Origin of the sequence: Streptomyces sp. NPDC056160, assembly GCF_042268205.1 — a bacterium.
GTDB lineage: Bacteria > Actinomycetota > Actinomycetes > Streptomycetales > Streptomycetaceae > Streptomyces.
Map to the genome: position 1 here is coordinate 1 of NZ_JBHJUW010000178.1, position 14,589 is coordinate 14,589.

The following is a 14,589-nucleotide window of genomic DNA, read 5'->3' on the forward strand; positions in this document are numbered from 1 at the left end:
GCGGCCGTCCGTGGCCGCCCCCGCCCCGCGCCGGACCGGCAGGCCCCGGGCCCGCCCCGCGCCTGGAGCCGCTACGCCTGGGCCTGGTCGGCGTGCAGGCTCATCGGGCCGTAGATCTCCGCGGCGTCCTCGAACAGCCGCACCTGGTCGGCGCCGCCGTCGGCCAGGGCCTTCCAGTTCTCGCCGATCCAGGACTCGGCGTCGCCCTGCGTGGTGAACTCCTCCGGCTGCACCGCGGGCTGGACCTCCGCCCCGTCGGCCGTCTCGAACCGCCACGTCCATGCCGCCATGTACGCCTCCCTGATGTGAGCTCACAACACTGCACACGATGCACCTACTGCACACACTGCCCAGCCGGAGCCACCCCACGCGGATCATGGTCCGGCTCCTGCCCGCAGCCTAGGCCCTGCCCGGCCCCGTCCGCCGAACAGACCCCGGCCGGATGCGCGAGACCCTCGGCGGCACTGGAAAATCGGGTCCGTGGACGTGACTCTGCTCGGCACCGGTGCCCCCGCGGGGCTTCCCCGCCCCCACTGCCCCTGCGCGGCCTGCGCGACGGCCCTCGGCGCGCGGGCCCGCGCGGCGACGGCGCTGCTCGTGGACGGGGCGCTGCTGCTGGACCTGACGCCGGGGGTGGCGTTCGCGACCGCCCGCGCCGGGCAGTCGCTGGGCCAGGTGGCGCAGGTGCTGCTCTCCCATCCGCACGACGGGCCCGCCGTGGAGGTGCCCGCCGGGCTGCCGCAACCCGGCCGGGTGCCCGACGGCCGCGAGCTGGCCCTGCTGACCGGGCACCGGGTGCGGGCGGTGGCGATGGACGCGCCGGGCACCGGGTACGCCGTGACGGGGCCGGACGGCAAGCGGCTGCTGTACCTGCCGCCGGGCGGGGCCCCGGCCGGTCTGGAGGAGGGGTCGGGGCAGGCGTACGACATGGTGCTCGCGGACGTGGTGGGGCGGCCGGACGCGCTGGCGAAGCTGCGGGCGGTGGGGTCGGTGGGCCGGGCGACGGACGTCGTCGCGGTCCACCTCGACCACGACGTGCCGCCGGGTCCCGAGCTGTACCGGCGGCTGGCGGCGGCCGGGGCACGGGCCGTGCCGGACGGCGCGACGCTGACGATCGGGGCGTACGAGAACATGGCGGCCGTACCGGACGTGCCCCGGCGCACGCTGGTGCTGGGCGGGGCGCGTTCGGGCAAGTCGGTGGAGGCCGAACGGCGGCTGGAGACCTTCCCCGAGGTGCTGTACGTCGCCACGGGGGGCACCCGGGGCGGCGACAACGAGTGGGCGGCGCGGGTCGCGGTGCACCGGGAGCGGCGGCCGGGTTCGTGGCGCACGGCGGAGACCTGCGACCTGGTGCCGCTGCTCGCGCAGGAGGGGCCGCCCCTCCTGATCGACTGCCTGTCGCTGTGGCTGACGGACGCGATGGACTCCGTCGGCGCGTGGGACGACGACGAGTGGGCGGGGGGCGGCGAACGGGCCCTGCGGGAGCGTACGGCCGCGCTGACGTCGGCCGTACGGGCCGCCCGCAGGACCGTGGTCGCCGTCTCCAACGAGGTCGGCTCGGGCATCGTCCCGGCCACCGCCTCCGGTCGCCGCTACCGCGACGAACTGGGCCGCCTGAACGCGTCCTTCGCCGCCGAGTGCGAACAGGTCCTGCTGGTGGTGGCGGGCCAGGCGCTGCCGCTGCGCGGGTAGGCCATGTCGCCGGACTCCCGTCGGCCCCGCGGCGCCACGACCCGGGGGAAGCCGCCCGTCAGGTCGGACGGGCGGTGTCGCGGCGGGCGACGAGGCGGTAGGTGTTCGAAAGGCCCGGGGTGCGCCGGAGCAGCGGGGCGAGGGTGAGGTCCAGGAGCGCGGCCAGGTCGACCAGGGGTCTGCCGGCGGTGGCGAGGACCGCGCGCAGGCCGCGTCGCAGGGCGGTCGGCGGCGTCTGCCGCCAGGGGGCGTCGGGGGCGGGCAGGAGACGGGCGAGGACCAGGGCGAGGGCCGCGGACAGGTCGTTCGGGATGTGCGGGGTGCGGCGGTCGGTGACGAGGACGGTGCAGCCCGCGGCCTCCAGTTCGGCGCGTAGGTTGTGCAGGGGCGGCAGGTGCAGGTGGCGCGGCTGCCCGTGCGGCAGCCACCACTTGCCGAGGAGAAGCGCGAACGCGCTGCCGGGGTCGGGCAGTTCGATCAGGAGGTGGCCGCCGGGGCGCAGCACGCCGAGCGCGCCGCGCAGTTCCGCGCGGGGGTCCGGGGTGTGGGTCAGGTGGTGGAACATGCTCACCACGTCGTAGCGCCCGCGCAGGCGTTCCACCACCTGCGGGTCGGACAGGTGTCCGACGTGGGCCTCCTCGATCCGCCCGGCGGCGCGCGCGGCCTGCACGCGGGGCGTCGGGTCGAGCCCGTCGAAGGAGGTGTACGGGAACACCTCCCGGGCCGCGGCGGGGAAGTGGGCGTGGCCCGTTCCGACGTCCAGCCAGCTCTCCGGTTCGCCCACGGCGCGCATCAGGTGGGCGTCCCCGCGGTGCCTGCGGTGGCTGCGGCGCGCGGCGAGCACCGGATCGGGCAGGCCGTCCGGGTCGCTCTCGTCGAAGTCGCGGTGGTAGAAGGCCAGTCCCGCCGGGGTCAGCCGGGGGTTCTGGAAGGCGTGCCGGCAGTCGCGGCACTGGTCGAGCGCGAACCGGCCCGGCTTGCGCTGGAGCAGGTCCGGCGCGCACAGCCGGGTGCGCAGCCGGGCGGAGCCGCACCACGGGCAGTCCTCGCGGCGCGGCTCGTGGAACCGGTCGGTGCCCCGGGCCAGTTCGGCGGCGTAGCCGATGCGGCGCGGGTCGTAGACCCGGGGGGCGTACGGCAGGGGCGGCATGGGCGGCTCCCGGTGGGCGGGGGTGCGTACGGCGGGGAGCGGCCGGGCGGTGGCCGGCCGGGCCGCCCCGCCACCGTCGACAATTCCCTGCAAAGGGAACGTATGGGATGGCGATCTCGGACGGGAAGACGCCGTACGGGTGTGGCGGCGACATGAGGACGCGGCTCCGCCGTGTTCGACCGGGGCCGGTACTGTTCGGCGAATGAGCTCGCTGAATCTCGACGACTTCACCGATCTGATCGAGCGCCCCGACGGCGGAGTGCGCCGTGATGCCGAGACGCGCCGGGAGCGTCAGATCGTGCCGCCCGGTGCGCTGGGCCGCCTCGACGACCTGGGTGAGTGGCTGGCCGCGGCGCAGGGCGCCGTACCGGTGCGGCCGGTCGAACGACCGCGGGTCGTCCTCTTCGCCGGTGACCACGGGGTCGCCGAACTCGGCGTGTCGGTGCGGCCCGCGGGCAGCGCCGAGCAGCTGGTGCGGGCGGTGCTGGAGGGCGGCCGGCCCGTCTCCGTGCTGGCCCGGCGCGCCGGTGTGCCGGTGCGGGTGGTGGACATGGCCCTGGACTGCGCGCCCGAGACGCTGCCCGCGGAGATCGTACGGCACCGGGTGCGGCGCGGCAGCGGGCGCATCGACATCGAGGACGCGCTGACTCCCGAGGAGGCCGAGGCCGCGTTCCGGGCCGGGGTCGCCGTGGCCGACGAGGAGGCCGACTCCGGTACGGACCTCGTGGTGCTCGGCGACGTCAGCGTGGGCGGGACGACTCCGGCGGCCGTGCTGATCGCGGCGCTGTGCGGGACGGACGCGTCGGTGGTGACCGGCCGCGGCGGCGAGGCGATCGACGACCTGGCGTGGATGCGCAAGTGCGCCGCGATCCGCGACGCGCTGCGCCGGGCGCGGCCGGTGCTCGGGGACCAGCTGGCGCTGCTGGCGACGGTGGGCGGGGCCGACCTGGCCGCGATGACCGGCTTCCTGCTCCAGTGCGCGGTGCGCAAGCTGCCGGTGATCCTGGACGGCGTGGTCTCGGCCGCGTGCGCGCTGGTGGGCCAGCGGGTGGCGTTCCGGGCGCCGGACTGGTGGCTGGCGGGGCAGAGCAGCCGCGAGCCGGGGCAGGCCAAGGCGCTGGACCGGATGGCGCTGGAGCCGCTGCTGGACCACGGGGTGCGCGTCGGCGAGGGCGCGGGCGCGCTGCTGGCGCTCCCCCTGGTGCAGGCCGCGGCGGCCCTGGCGGCGGAGCTGCCCGAGAAGCCTGGGGAAGAAGCGGAAGAGACCGGGGTCCCGGTGGAGGAGAAGACGGACTCCGGCACGGAGTGACGGCCAGGCACATCAGTGGGGCGGTACGGCACGGAGTGACGGCCAGGCACATCAGTGGGGCGGTACGGCGCGACGCGCGTCCGTACCGCCCTTTGCCGCACAGGCGCCCATATGATCAGCTTTCATGGGAGATGCCCGAGTCGCACCTGTTCGCCCCGGTGAAGCGGTCTCGCGGCGGGCCGCCGCGTGGGCCGTCTGGTATCTGCGGGCCGTCGCGTTCGTCAACATCCTCAGCGCGGTGTGGGTCTCCCTGGGCCAGGACGTGCGCCGGCACAACCAGGCGGACCTCTTCACCCCCTACCTGCTCACGGCCGGCTTCGCCCCCGGTGTGTTCGCCGCCTTCCTGGCCGTCACCATGCGGCGGCGCAAACGGGCCGCCTGGATCCTCAACCTCGGCCTGAGCGGCCCCTTCCTGGTGCTGTTCGGGTTCGCGCTGACCCTGCCGGAGATCCGCCGCTCCCCGCAGAACTGGGTCTCCCTGGTCCTCACCGCCGCCTTCGTCGCCGCCCTGCTGCTCGGGCGGCGCGAGTTCTACGCCAAGGGCGACCGCGCCAACCCCCGGCTGGCCGCCGCCGTCGCGGCGGCCGGGCTGCCCGTCGCCTCCGTGCTCGCCACGCTGCTGGTGACGCTCACCGACCAGGCACCGGACGCCTCCCGCTCGACGTACCTGGAACGCTGGCACTACGGCACGCTGCGGCTGGTCTCGGTCGACGCCCCGGAGGCCCGATTCCCGGGCATCGCCACCCCCAACTGGGCGAACGTCGCCATCAACGTCATGTCCACGGTGCTCTTCCTCGCCGTGCTCTACGCCGCCTTCCGTTCCCGCCGGGCGGTCGACCCGTTCACCGAGGACGACGAGAAGCGGCTGCGCGCGCTGCTGGACCGGCACGGCGAACGGGACTCGCTCGGCTACTTCGCGCTGCGCCGCGAGAAGAGCGTCATCTGGTCGCCGACCGGGAAGGCGGCCGTCGCCTACCGGGTGGTGGGCGGGGTGTCGCTGGCCTCGGGGGATCCGCTGGGCGACCCGGAGGCCTGGCCCGGCGCCATCGGGCCGTGGCTGGCCGAGGCGCGGGCGCACGGCTGGATCCCGGCCGTGATGGGGGCGAGCGAGGAGGCGGGCACGGTGTACACGCGCCATGGCCTCGACGCCCTGGAACTGGGTGACGAGGCAGTGGTGGAGGTCGCCGAGTTCACCCTGGAGGGCCGGGCCATGCGCACCGTGCGCCAGGCCTACAACCGCGTACGGCGGGCCGGGTACACGGTGCGCGTCCGGCGGCACGAGGACATCCCCCCGGGCGAGATGGCGTCCTTGCTGCGGCGGGCGGACGACTGGCGCGACGGGGCCACCGAGCGCGGGTTCAGCATGGCGCTGGGGCGGCTCGGCGACCCGGCGGACGGGCGGTGCGTGATGCTGGAGTGCCACGACGGGCACGGCGAACTGCGGGCCCTGCTCTCCTTCGTACCCTGGGGCCCCCACGGGCTGTCCCTGGACCTGATGCGCCGCGACCGGGACGCCGACAACGGGCTGATGGAGTTCATGGTCATCGACCTGCTCCGCCGCGCCCGGGAGGTCGAGGTCACCCAGGTCTCCCTCAACTTCGCGATGTTCCGGTCGGTCTTCGAACGCGGCTCGCGCCTCGGCGCCGGGCCGGTGCTGCGGCTGTGGCGCTCGCTGCTCGGCTTCTTCTCGCGGTGGTGGCAGATCGAGTCGCTCTACCGCGCCAACGCCAAGTACCGGCCGATCTGGGAGCCGCGGTTCCTGCTCTTCGAGAAGAGCGCGGACCTGCTGCGCATCGGTCTCGCGGCGGCCCGCGCGGAGGGCTTCCTGCCGGCGGGCCCCGCCGCGCCGGGCCTCCCGGGCCCCAGGTCCTGAGGGCCCGATGACGAGGATCGCGCGCTGGGCCCGCGCCGAGTGGGGGCCCGTGTACGACACCGTGCGCGGGCCGCTGCTGCGGCGACGGCTGCGGGCGGTCCCGATGACCCTCGCCGCCGTCTGCCTGACCGCGCTGCTGTGGTGTGCGCAGAACGGGCCGTGGGGCCACGGCCTCGTCCGGCAGGCCGGGACGGTACGGGCCGAGGACCCGCTGTGGCAGGCCGTACTGCGCACCCCGCTGTCCCTGTTCGTGCCGGCGCCCGACCTTCCGGTGTGGGGTGCGCTGGCACAGGTCCTGTGCGTGTTCGGCACCGCCGAGATCTGCCTGGGCCGCCGGCGCACCCTGGCCGTCGCCTACGTCGCCACGCTCGCCGGCACCCTGTACGCGCGCCTGGGCATCGCCCTCGGCCCGCACCGCCCGCTGGGCCTGCCCGGCACCGACGCCCAGGTGGTGGACACCGGCCCGTCGGCAGCCGTCGTGGGCCTCGCGGTGTATCTGGCCCTGCGTTACGGCGCGTACACCACGGCGGCGTCGGTGACCGCGGCGATGGCCGCCGAGGTGCTGCTGAAGGAGAACCTGGCGGGCAGGGAGCACCTGGCGGCGATCGCGGGCGTGGCCGCGGGGTGCGCGGTGACAGCCCTGCGGCGGCGATGGCGCAAGGGCCCGCCGCGTCGGCGGCCGCACGGGCCGGCGCGCGCCCTCGGGGCCGGTCGGTCCCGGCCCGCTCACTCCCGGCCCGGCCCGCTGCCCGGCCCCGGCCCCGGTCCCGGTCCCGCCTCCGGCAGCCCCCTCGGCCGGCTGTCCGGTTTGCCGGCGATCCAGTCCTGGAACGCGCGGCGCGGCACGGCCCAGCGTCGGTCGTGACGGCGGGCGCGCAGGTCGGCACGGGCCCGTGCGCGCGGGCGGCGGCGGTAGAAGCGCCGGTCCCAGTACGAGCCGGGGCGGGCCAGCCGGACGGCGGCGACCAGGGCGAGGAAGGGCACGATCACGCCGAGGACGGCCAGCCGCAGCTTGCCCTTGCTGAGGGCCATCAGGGAGAAGAGGAAGTTGACGGCCACGCCCGCGATGACCGAGCCGCGGTCCTGGAGTTCGCCCGGGGTCACGTCGTTGACGCCGAACGGGGAGAAGCCGGCGAGGACCAGACCGACCAGGGCCGCGGTGAGGACCACCACCTCGACGCTCTTGCGGCCCGCCTCGGACCAGTAGACGTCGTCCAGGTGCAGGATGAGCGCGAACTCGTCCAGGACGAGGCCCGCCCCCACGCCGAAGACCACCGCGAAGAGCGACGTGCCCACGTCGTGCCGGCTGCTGGTGGCGATCGCCCCGAAACCGCCGACGACGGTGAGGACCACGCCGGGGACGACGTGGTGGATGTGCAGTCCGCCGGCCCTGACGTTCCCGAACGGACCCTTACCGGCGCGGATGAGGCGGGTGATGACCCGGGTGACCAGGAAGGTGAGGACGAAGGCGCCCAGGGCGAGGAGCAGGGGCAGTTTGCCGGGTTCGACGATGTTGCGGTACAGCCAGTGCCCCATGTATGCAGTCTGCCCCGTCCGCCGGGGCGCCGCCCGTCCGTCGGCGGGCGCGCGGCTCTCCCGTAGTCTGCCCGCGTGTCCGCCCCCTCCTCCTCACCGTCGTCGTCCCCGCCCCCGTCTGCGTCCGCGCTGCACGGGCTCCGGTTCGCCTTCGGCACACTGACCGTGCTGCCGGTGCGGGTGAGCCGCTGGGACCGCGGGGCGGCGCGTGCGGGAATGCTGTGCGCCCCGCTCGCCGGGCTCGTGACCGGCGTCGCGGCGGCGGGCGCGGGCCTGCTGCTGCTGTTCCTCGGTGCCGCTCCGCTGCTCGCCGCCGTCGCCACCGCCGCGGTGCCCGCCGCGCTGACGCGCGGGCTGCACCTGGACGGGCTCGCGGACACCGCCGACGGGCTCGGCAGTGGCAAGCCCGCCGAGGACGCGCTGCGCATCATGAAGCAGTCGGACATCGGTCCCTTCGGGGTCATCACCCTGCTGTTCGTGCTGCTGGCCCAGGTGGCCGCCCTGACGCAGGCCTACGCCGGCTCGTGGGCCCGGGGCGCGCTCGCGGCCGTCGTCTCGGCGACCGCGGCCCGGCTGGCGCTGACCCTGGCCGCGCGCAGGGGTGTTCCCGCCGCCCGGCCGGAAGGGCTGGGTGCGGCCGTCGCCGGGGTGGTGCCGGCGCCAGGGGCGCTCGGTGCGGTGCTCGCCGTCACCCTGGCGGCGGGCGCGGCCGGCGCGGGACTCGGGACGGGCACCGCCCTGCTCTCGGCGGGCGCCGTGCTCGCCTCACTCGCCGCCGCCGAACTCCTGCTGCGCCACTGCACGCGCCGCTTCGGCGGGGTGACCGGGGACGTCTTCGGCGGCCTCGCCGAGACGGCGGCGACCTGCGCCCTGGTCGTTCTGTCACTGGCCTGAGACGATTCCCGCCGGACCCTTCGGCCACCCGTTCGCCCTCGGTAGGCTGAGCGGCCGAACAGACAGTGAGCGGGATCGGGGGGTGTCTGTGCCGAAGCTGCGCCGCGCCATGGCCTGGCTGATCGACTTCGCGCTGGTGGTCGCCGCGGCCTCCGCGCTCGCCGTACTCACCTTCCACCGGATCGCCGCCCTCGTCACCGACGTACCGGAACTGGCCACCCGCGGCGGCCTCGACCTGCTCGGCTCGCGCGGTGACGTCATCGGCAGCTCCGAGCACCTCGGGCTGTCGCTGTGGAACAAGGCCGTGCTGTACGTGGAGCAGGCGTTCGCGCTGCTGGTGCTCGCCGCGTTCCTGTACCAGTGGGCGTGCCTCGCCCTGACCGGGCGGACGGTCGGCAAGGCGCTGCTCGGCCTGAAGGTCGCGCCGCTCTCCCCGCTGTCCCGGCGGGCCCGCCCGGCCGCGCTGCGGGCCGCCGTCACCACCGCGGCCGACGTCGCCGTCTACGCCGTGGCCTGTGTCCTGCTGGTCGAGGGCCACTTCCTGCTGTCGGTGCTCGTGTGGGCGGTGGCCGTGCTGCTCTTCCTCATGAACGCCCTGCCGGTGCTCTTCCCCGGCCGGCGGTCACTGGCCGACCGGGTGGCCCGGACGACGGTCACCGGGCTGTGGCCGGCCGCTCCCGGCGGACCGGCCGGCACCGCCGGTCCGGGCCTCTCCGCACTGCCGGGCGGGCCGCACTTCCCCGCACCGCCCGGCGGCCCCGGGTTCAACACGCCCGGCGGGCCCGGGTTCAACACGCCTGGCGCCACGCCCCCAGCTCGTACTTCTTGAGCAGCGAACTCAGCTTCAGGCTGCGGGACTCGGCGCAGAAACGGCTGGTGGGCAGTTCGTACTCGACGTGGAAGACCGCCTTGCCGGCCGCCACGAACGGCTTGAGATCGGCGCATTCGCCGTACTGGGCGCACTGTTCGTCGACCGCGAAGTCGAAGTCCCCCACCAGCTGCGGGATCTGGTCCAGGTCGTTCTTCAGGCCGACCGACATGCCGCGCTCGTGCGCGAGGGAGGCGAGGAGGCGGTTGTAGCGCAGCTGGTCGGCGGCCGTCAGCGGGAAGCCGGTCCGGTTCTTGTAGCCGTCCATGTTGTCCGGCTCGACCGCGTCGAACCCCTTGGCACGGCACATGTCGAGGCGCGCCGCCATCAGGGGCTCCAGCACGTCGGTGCGGCGGATGTCCAGCCAGCGCTCGCCCTTCCAGCCGTTTCCCGTGCCGAGCACCGCCTCGGGGAACCGGCCCGCGTCGGGGCGGAAGTCCTCCCAGGCGCCGGTGGAGACGTAGCAGACGGCCTTGCGGCCCGCGCGGTGCAGTCCGGCGACGGTCTCCTTCGTGTGGTCGAAGCCGTCGATGTCGTAGACCGCCGCGTCGACGGAGGTGTCGAGGCGGCCGCTGAGCTGCCACTGCCACGTGGTGCCCGGGCGGGGCCGCCAGCGGGTCGCCGGGGCCGCGGTGGCGGCGCCCGGGGAGGCCGTACTCCGGCCGGTGGAGCCGTCCTTCGCCGAGCCGGCGTCACCGTCCGCCCGGCCCGCGCAGCCGGCGAGCAGCAGCAGGAGCAGGGCGGCGAGGAGGGCCGGGCGCCGCGTTCTCGGCGCCGGACGGGCCGCGGTACGCGCCGCCGGGCGTGTCCCGGGGCGGGGCGCCGGGCGTACTCCCGGACCGGCCGCGGGGTGAACCGGAGTACGTGTGGGGTGATCTGTGGGGGTGTGCACCCGACGATCATCGCCGATACGCCGATCCCGCCCGCCGCCAGGGCAGTTGCCGTGCCGCCCGGCCCCCGGAACGCGCGTGCGCGGGGCGGCCGGTGACGGCCGCGGCGCCCCAGGGTGGAGCCCGCGCGACGGATCGGCGCACCGACGCGCGTAGGCTCGTGCCGGGTGTTTGCCTGCCCGGGTGAAGTCCGCACCGCAGGAGGAGTCGGGTCCGTGAGGGCCTAAGGTCGGTCGTGGGGCCCGGTCGACCCACCCGCATTCGGCCAACCACCTTTCACAGGGAAGCGAGAAATCACCACCGTGACTGCTCTCACTCTCAGCACCGCCGCGGCGCCCGGCCTGCGCGCCGACGCGATCGTCGTCGGTGTCGCCAAGGACGCCAAGGGCCCGGTCGTCGCACCGGGCGCCGAGGCCGTCGACGCTGCCTACGACGGCAAGCTCGCCGACGTCCTGGAGACCCTCGGTGCCTCCGGCGCCGAGGGCGAGGTGACGAAGCTGCCCGCGCCGTCCGGTTTCAAGGCCTCGCTCGTGCTGGCGGTGGGCCTGGGCGCGGCGCCCGAGAAGGACTCCGGGTACGACGCCGAGGCGCTGCGCCGGGCCGCCGGTGTGGCCGCCCGCGCCCTCGTCGGCGCGAAGAAGGCCGCGTTCGCGCTGCCGCTCGCGGACGCCGCCGACGCCGGCGCCGTCGGTGAGGGCGCGCTGCTGGGCGCGTACTCCTTCGACGCGTACAAGGAGAACGGCAAGGACGCCAAGGGCCGGGGCGGCAAGGCGCCGCTGGCCGACGTCGTGCTGCTCGGCGGCAAGCCCCGCGACAAGGCGTACAAGGCGGCCCTGGAGCGCGCCACCGCCGTGGCCGAGGAGCTGAACCGCGCCCGCGACCTCATCAACACCCCGCCCAACGACCTCAACCCGGCCTCCTTCGCCGCCCTGGCGCAGGACGCGGCCAAGGCGAACGGCCTGAAGATCCAGGTGCTGGACGAGAAGGCGCTCGCCAAGGGCGGCTACGGCGGCATCCTCGGCGTCGGCGCCGGCTCGGCGGCGGCACCGCGCCTGGTCAAGCTGTCGTACACCAGCCCGAAGGCGAAGAAGCACCTGGCGCTCGTCGGCAAGGGCATCACCTACGACTCGGGCGGCATCTCGCTCAAGCCGGCCGGTCACAACGAGACGATGAAGTGCGACATGAGCGGCGCCGCCGCGGTGTTCGCCGCCGTCGTCGCCGCCGCCCGCCTCGGCCTGGAGGTCAACGTCACGGGCTGGCTGGCGCTGGCCGAGAACATGCCTTCCGGTTCCGCCACCCGCCCCGGTGACGTACTGCGCATGTTCAGCGGCAAGACGGTGGAGGTGCTCAACACCGACGCCGAGGGCCGGCTGGTGCTCGCGGACGCGCTGTGGGCGGCCTCGCAGGAGAAGCCGGACGCGATCGTGGACGTCGCGACCCTGACCGGCGCGATGGTGCTGGCGCTGGGCAGCCGCACCTTCGGGATCATGGCGAACGACGACGCGTTCCGCTCCGCGATCCACGAGGCCGCCGAGGAGGTCGGCGAGGAGGCCTGGCCGATGCCGCTGCCCGAGCACCTGCGCAAGGGCATGGACTCCCCCACCGCCGACATCGCGAACATGGGTGAGCGGATGGGCGGCGGCCTGGTCGCCGGTCTGTTCCTGCGCGAGTTCATCGGCGACGGCATCACCTGGGCGCACCTGGACATCGCCGGCCCGGCCTTCAACGAGCAGGGCCCGTTCGGTTACACGCCCAAGGGCGGCACGGGCAGCGCGGTCCGCACCCTGGTCCGCCTCGCCGAGCTGACGGCGGCGGGCGACCTGGGCTGAGCCCCGTCCCTCACCGAGGACGGCCCCGGGCGCCCGCCGCCCCCGGGGCCGTCCTCGTTCCCGGTGTTTCCGGCGTTCCCGGTGTTTCCGGCGTTCTCGTTCTTCCTGGTGTTTCCGGTCCTTCCCGGCGTTCCCGGCGTTCCTGGCGCCCACGACGGCTCTCGCCCCCCGGGGGGCCCGGTGGCTGTGCCGTCGGGCGGCCCCCGCACGGCAGGTCGCGCCGGACGGGCGCGGTCGGCGGGTGGGATGTCTCACACCCCGGCCCCGCGTCTCGTTCGCCCCCGACAAGTGCGAAGATGGGCCACGGCAGGACAGGGCCCCCACCCAAAGGGCCGAAGAACGAGCGGCCGGACACAAGCCGCCCGCCGGTCACCGACGACCGGCACGGCGCACATGCATGGAGGACGTGACGTGGCGAACGACGCCAGCACCGTTTTCGACCTAGTGATCCTCGGCGGTGGCAGCGGCGGTTACGCCGCGGCGCTGCGCGGGGCGCAGCTGGGCCTGGACGTCGCCCTGATCGAGAAGGACAAGGTCGGCGGTACCTGCCTGCACAAGGGGTGCATCCCCACCAAGGCCCTGCTGCACGCCGGCGAGATCGCCGACCAGGCCCGCGAGAGCGAGCAGTTCGGCGTCAAGGCCACGTTCGAGGGCATCGACGTACCGGCCGTGCAGAAGTACAAGGACGAGGTCATCTCGGGCCTCTACAAGGGTCTGCAGGGCCTCATCGCCTCCCGCAAGGTGACCTACATCGAGGGCGAGGGCCGGCTGTCCTCCCCGACCTCCGTCGACGTCAACGGTCAGCGGATCCAGGGCCGCCACATCCTCCTGGCGACCGGGTCCGTGCCGAAGTCCCTGCCCGGCCTGACCATCGACGGCAACCGCGTCATCTCCTCCGACCACGCCCTCGTCCTGGACCGCGTGCCCAAGTCCGCGATCATCCTGGGCGGCGGCGTCATCGGCGTCGAGTTCGCCTCCGCGTGGAAGTCCTTCGGCAGCGACGTCACCATCGTCGAGGGCCTCAAGCACCTCGTCCCGGTCGAGGACGAGAACAGCTCCAAGCTGCTGGAGCGCGCCTTCCGCAAGCGGGGCATCAAGTTCAACCTCGGCACCTTCTTCGAGAAGGCCGAGTACACCCAGGACGGCGTCAAGGTCACCCTCGCCGACGGCAAGGAGTTCGAGGCCGAGGTCCTGCTCGTCGCCATCGGCCGCGGCCCGGTCTCGCAGGGGCTGGGCTACGAGGAGGCCGGGATCGCGATGGACCGCGGTTACGTCCTCGTCGACGAGTACATGCGCACCAACGTTGCGACCGTCTCGGCCGTCGGCGACCTGGTCCCCACCCTCCAGCTCGCGCACGTCGGCTTCGCGGAGGGCATCCTGGTGGCGGAGCGCCTGGCCGGTCTGAAGACCGTTCCGATCGACTACGACGGTGTTCCCCGGGTGACGTACTGCCACCCGGAGGTCGCCTCCGTCGGTGTCTCCGAGGCCAAGGCCAAGGAGATCTACGGCGCGGACAAGGTCGTCGCCCTGAAGTACAACCTGGCGGGCAACGGAAAGAGCAAGATCCTCAAGACCGCGGGCGAGATCAAGCTCGTCCAGGTCAAGGACGGTGCCGTGGTCGGCGTCCACATGGTCGGCGACCGCATGGGCGAGCAGGTCGGCGAAGCGCAGCTGATCTACAACTGGGAGGCGCTGCCGGCCGAGGTCGCGCAGCTCATCCACGCCCACCCGACGCAGAACGAGGCGCTCGGCGAGGCCCACCTGGCCCTGGCCGGCAAGCCCCTCCACTCCCACGACTGAGCCTTCGGTCAACGGGCGCGACGACACAGACTTCCGTACTTCGTAAGGAGCAACCGAAACCATGGCGGTTTCCGTAACCCTGCCGGCGCTCGGCGAGAGCGTCACCGAGGGCACTGTCACCCGCTGGCTGAAGGCCGAGGGCGAGCGCGTCGAGGCCGACGAGCCGCTGCTCGAGGTCTCGACCGACAAGGTCGACACCGAGATCCCCTCGCCGTCCGCCGGTGTGCTGGCCTCCATCAAGGTCGCCGAGGACGAGACGGTGGAGGTCGGCGCCGAGCTGGCCGTCATCGACGACGGCTCCGGCGCTCCCGCCTCGGCGCCCGCCGCCGAGGCCGCCCCCGCCCCGGCCGCCGAGCCCGAGGCCGCGCCGGCTCCGGCCGCCGAGGCCCCCGCCGCTGAAGCCCCCGCCCCCGCCGCCGAGGCCCCGGCCGCTCCGGCCGGCGCCGCCGAGGGCACCGACGTGGTCCTGCCCGCGCTGGGCGAGTCGGTCACCGAGGGCACCGTCACCCGCTGGCTGAAGTCGGTCGGCGACTCCGTCGAGGCCGACGAGCCGCTGCTCGAGGTCTCCACGGACAAGGTCGACACCGAGATCCCGGCGCCCACCTCCGGTGTGCTGCTGGAGATCGTGGTCGGCGAGGACGAGACCGCCGAGGTCGGCGCCAAGCTCGCGGTCATCGGCGCCCCGGGTGCCGCTCCCGCGGCTGCCCCGGCCCCGGCCGCACCGGCCCCGGCGCCCGCCGCCGAGACC

At 74.6% G+C, this 14,589-nt stretch carries 12 protein-coding genes; 8 read left to right on the forward strand and 4 right to left on the reverse strand.

The annotated features are described in order from the left end of the window. Positions 1 to 71: 71 nt before the first annotated feature. Positions 72 to 290 carry a hypothetical protein gene (locus tag ACFC02_RS37640; RefSeq protein WP_360963209.1) on the reverse strand — a complete coding sequence of 73 codons (219 nt, stop codon included), beginning with the start codon at positions 288 to 290 and terminating at the stop codon, positions 72 to 74. Positions 291 to 480: 190 nt separating this feature from the next. Between ACFC02_RS37640 and ACFC02_RS37645 the strand changes: the two genes are divergently transcribed. Next, the gene (locus ACFC02_RS37645) at positions 481 to 1,692 is read left to right on the forward strand and encodes a bifunctional adenosylcobinamide kinase/adenosylcobinamide-phosphate guanylyltransferase (protein WP_376366799.1); all 1,212 of its coding nucleotides are present in this window, start codon (positions 481 to 483) and stop codon (positions 1,690 to 1,692) included. 58 nt (positions 1,693 to 1,750) lie between these two features. Here ACFC02_RS37645 and ACFC02_RS37650 read toward each other — a convergent pair whose 3' ends face one another. After that, a complete protein-coding gene (locus ACFC02_RS37650; protein ID WP_376366800.1) occupies positions 1,751 to 2,842 on the reverse strand; it encodes a class I SAM-dependent methyltransferase in 1,092 nt (363 codons plus the stop codon). 202 nt (positions 2,843 to 3,044) lie between these two features. Here ACFC02_RS37650 and cobT point away from each other — a divergent pair, with 202 nt between their 5' ends. Beyond that, on the forward strand, positions 3,045 to 4,151 hold the full coding sequence (gene cobT, locus ACFC02_RS37655) for a nicotinate-nucleotide--dimethylbenzimidazole phosphoribosyltransferase (RefSeq protein WP_376366801.1): 1,107 nt from the start codon (positions 3,045 to 3,047) through the stop codon (positions 4,149 to 4,151). 124 nt (positions 4,152 to 4,275) lie between these two features. Beyond that, positions 4,276 to 6,024 (forward strand): phosphatidylglycerol lysyltransferase domain-containing protein, encoded by a 1,749-nt coding sequence (locus tag ACFC02_RS37660; protein ID WP_376366802.1) that lies wholly within the window; start codon positions 4,276 to 4,278, stop codon positions 6,022 to 6,024. A gap of 726 nt (positions 6,025 to 6,750) precedes the next feature. Here the strand turns inward: ACFC02_RS37660 and ACFC02_RS37665 are convergent. Continuing rightward, positions 6,751 to 7,560: a hypothetical protein gene (locus tag ACFC02_RS37665; protein WP_376366803.1), complete on the reverse strand. Its 810-nt coding sequence runs from the start codon at positions 7,558 to 7,560 to the stop codon at positions 6,751 to 6,753. Between the two features lie 75 nt (positions 7,561 to 7,635). Here ACFC02_RS37665 and ACFC02_RS37670 point away from each other — a divergent pair, with 75 nt between their 5' ends. Together ACFC02_RS37670 and ACFC02_RS37675 are read left to right on the forward strand one after the other, a co-directional pair. Further along, the gene (locus ACFC02_RS37670; RefSeq protein ID WP_376366804.1) at positions 7,636 to 8,454 is read left to right on the forward strand and encodes an adenosylcobinamide-GDP ribazoletransferase; all 819 of its coding nucleotides are present in this window, start codon (positions 7,636 to 7,638) and stop codon (positions 8,452 to 8,454) included. Between the two features lie 82 nt (positions 8,455 to 8,536). Further along, positions 8,537 to 9,283: an RDD family protein gene (locus ACFC02_RS37675; protein ID WP_376366805.1), complete on the forward strand. Its 747-nt coding sequence runs from the start codon at positions 8,537 to 8,539 to the stop codon at positions 9,281 to 9,283. On the opposite strand, the gene ACFC02_RS37680 is transcribed toward ACFC02_RS37675, so the two are convergent. After that, positions 9,243 to 10,214: an endo alpha-1,4 polygalactosaminidase gene (locus ACFC02_RS37680; RefSeq protein WP_376366806.1), complete on the reverse strand. Its 972-nt coding sequence runs from the start codon at positions 10,212 to 10,214 to the stop codon at positions 9,243 to 9,245. The two genes, ACFC02_RS37675 and ACFC02_RS37680, sit on opposite strands and share 41 nt — an antisense overlap. A gap of 300 nt (positions 10,215 to 10,514) precedes the next feature. Between ACFC02_RS37680 and ACFC02_RS37685 the strand changes: the two genes are divergently transcribed. From ACFC02_RS37685 to ACFC02_RS37695, 3 genes are all read left to right on the forward strand, one after another. Next, positions 10,515 to 12,041: a leucyl aminopeptidase gene (locus ACFC02_RS37685; protein ID WP_376366807.1), complete on the forward strand. Its 1,527-nt coding sequence runs from the start codon at positions 10,515 to 10,517 to the stop codon at positions 12,039 to 12,041. A gap of 411 nt (positions 12,042 to 12,452) precedes the next feature. Beyond that, complete coding sequence (lpdA, locus tag ACFC02_RS37690) at positions 12,453 to 13,841, forward strand: dihydrolipoyl dehydrogenase (protein WP_376366808.1); 1,389 nt, start codon at positions 12,453 to 12,455, stop codon at positions 13,839 to 13,841. 61 nt (positions 13,842 to 13,902) lie between these two features. Then, positions 13,903 to 14,589: biotin/lipoyl-containing protein (locus ACFC02_RS37695; RefSeq protein WP_376366809.1), on the forward strand; the 687-nt coding region annotated here is incomplete at its 3' end.

Coding starts and splice junctions, on each gene's coding strand:
- ACFC02_RS37640 (WP_360963209.1), bottom strand. CDS start 290: ATGGCGGCATGGACGTGGCGGTTCGAGACGGCCGACGGGGCGGAGGTC.
- ACFC02_RS37650 (WP_376366800.1), bottom strand. CDS start 2,842: ATGCCGCCCCTGCCGTACGCCCCCCGGGTCTACGACCCGCGCCGCATC.
- cobT (WP_376366801.1), top strand. CDS start 3,045: ATGAGCTCGCTGAATCTCGACGACTTCACCGATCTGATCGAGCGCCCC.
- ACFC02_RS37660 (WP_376366802.1), top strand. CDS start 4,276: ATGGGAGATGCCCGAGTCGCACCTGTTCGCCCCGGTGAAGCGGTCTCG.
- ACFC02_RS37665 (WP_376366803.1), bottom strand. CDS start 7,560: ATGGGGCACTGGCTGTACCGCAACATCGTCGAACCCGGCAAACTGCCC.